The sequence below is a fragment of the Endozoicomonas sp. YOMI1 genome, assembly GCF_024606345.1.
Lineage (GTDB): Bacteria > Pseudomonadota > Gammaproteobacteria > Pseudomonadales > Endozoicomonadaceae > Endozoicomonas.
Genome location: NZ_JAHHPM010000017.1, coordinates 1 through 1,297 on the forward strand (window position 1 = coordinate 1; position 1,297 = coordinate 1,297).

Below are 1,297 nucleotides of genomic sequence, written 5' to 3' on the forward strand. Positions count from 1 at the left end.
TCCAGAAAAAGAGTCACCGGCAAATCAAACCGTTCAGCCAGGCTTTGCATCTGCCGCAGGTTCAGCGGACGCTTGCCGTTTAATACTTCCGAAACAACACCCTGACTGCCGAGCTCAGGCAGTTCGGCCTGGGTCAGGCCGTGCTGGCGCATTAATACTTTGATCAGGGCAATTGTGCCATCCTGTTGGTCCCACTGGGAAAGCACCGGGTCTGTCTGGTATTCATAGTGCTCTATTTTCTGGGCGATCATGTCCAGAAGGAGATTTCTAGGATCATTCGGGTTATCGCCGATGGTTCTGTACAGCAGTTCCGTGGTATCAAGGGCCTGTTGATATTCGTTTTCGTTATTAATGCCTTCCAGAAAGGGGGCAACTTCCAGTAAATGGTGAAAACGCCGGGTTAATTCGGCCATGCCTTTTGAATCGTTCAGGTTCACAGACTTCCTCCTTTCCGGCAGCGGTTGGTGATTTCATCGTATCCCTTGTGGTCAACAATGTGCTTTACAAAGAGCTTCTGATTCATAAAGTAAATAATGCCAATCAGCCGGATGTGGTTACCGGCAATATTGATGACATAGGCATCTTTGTCATAACGAAAACGCTCTGCCGTTTTGAAGACCTGTTATAAGGAATGAATATCCACAAAGCTGCTTTTATTCAATACCTGGTAGGTTTCCATAATGGCCCCGGCGTGCTGCGGGTACTTTCTTGCCGCTTCAGAGAACTTTCGCTTTGCAATGATATGCATTGTTAACCTTATATCTCAATTTGAGATTTTGCAATTTTTACCGTCAATCCTTTTGGTATTTCATAGTACTTCAGTTAAAGCCGCTGTTCGTTTCCCGTTGTCCTTAATCCGTTAAGCGTTTTTTCTTATCTTTTTCGGATGACGGACTACGGGAAGCGGATAGCGAGTTTAGCCATTAATTTAATTACTCAGTTTGAAAAAACATGCTAAACACCCCCTTTTCCCCCTGGCCTTCCTACACCCAGGAAGAGGCCGATGCGGTCAGCCGTGTAGTTTTGTCTAATAAAGTCAATTACTGGACCGGCATAGAAAGCCGCGAGTTTGAACGTGAATTCGCTGAATACTGCGGAACCAATTATGCCATTACTTTGGCTAACGGTACTTTGGCACTTGATCTTGCTCTCAATGCACTTAACATTGGCGGAGGTGATGAGGTTATTGTTACGCCCCGCACTTTCCTTGCTTCAGCCAGCAGCATTGTTAATTCTGGTGCAAAACCCCTTTTTGCCGATGTGGATCGGGATTCCCAGAATATTACTGCCGAAACTA

The 1,297-nt window shown here is 46.0% G+C and carries 4 protein-coding genes; 1 reads left to right on the plus strand and 3 read right to left on the minus strand.

Features of this window, described 5'->3' with window-relative positions; genetic code table 11:
- From KDK15_RS00665 to KDK15_RS00675, 3 genes are all read right to left on the minus strand, one after another.
- Positions 1-437, minus strand: a 437-nt coding sequence (locus tag KDK15_RS00665; RefSeq protein WP_257293436.1) for a type II toxin-antitoxin system HigA family antitoxin, incomplete at its 3' end; no start/stop codon positions are given.
- Positions 434-571 carry a type II toxin-antitoxin system HigB family toxin gene (locus KDK15_RS21095; protein ID WP_373691309.1) on the minus strand — a complete coding sequence of 46 codons (138 nt, stop codon included), beginning with the start codon at positions 569-571 and terminating at the stop codon, positions 434-436. The genes KDK15_RS00665 and KDK15_RS21095, both read right to left, overlap by 4 nt.
- A 51-nt stretch (positions 572-622) precedes the next feature.
- Positions 623-748, minus strand: a complete 126-nt coding sequence (locus KDK15_RS00675; protein WP_257293438.1) for a hypothetical protein — start codon at positions 746-748, stop codon at positions 623-625.
- Between the two features lie 203 nt (positions 749-951).
- Here KDK15_RS00675 and KDK15_RS00680 point away from each other — a divergent pair.
- Positions 952-1,297, plus strand: a 346-nt coding sequence (locus KDK15_RS00680; protein WP_257293439.1) for a DegT/DnrJ/EryC1/StrS family aminotransferase, incomplete at its 3' end; no start/stop codon positions are given.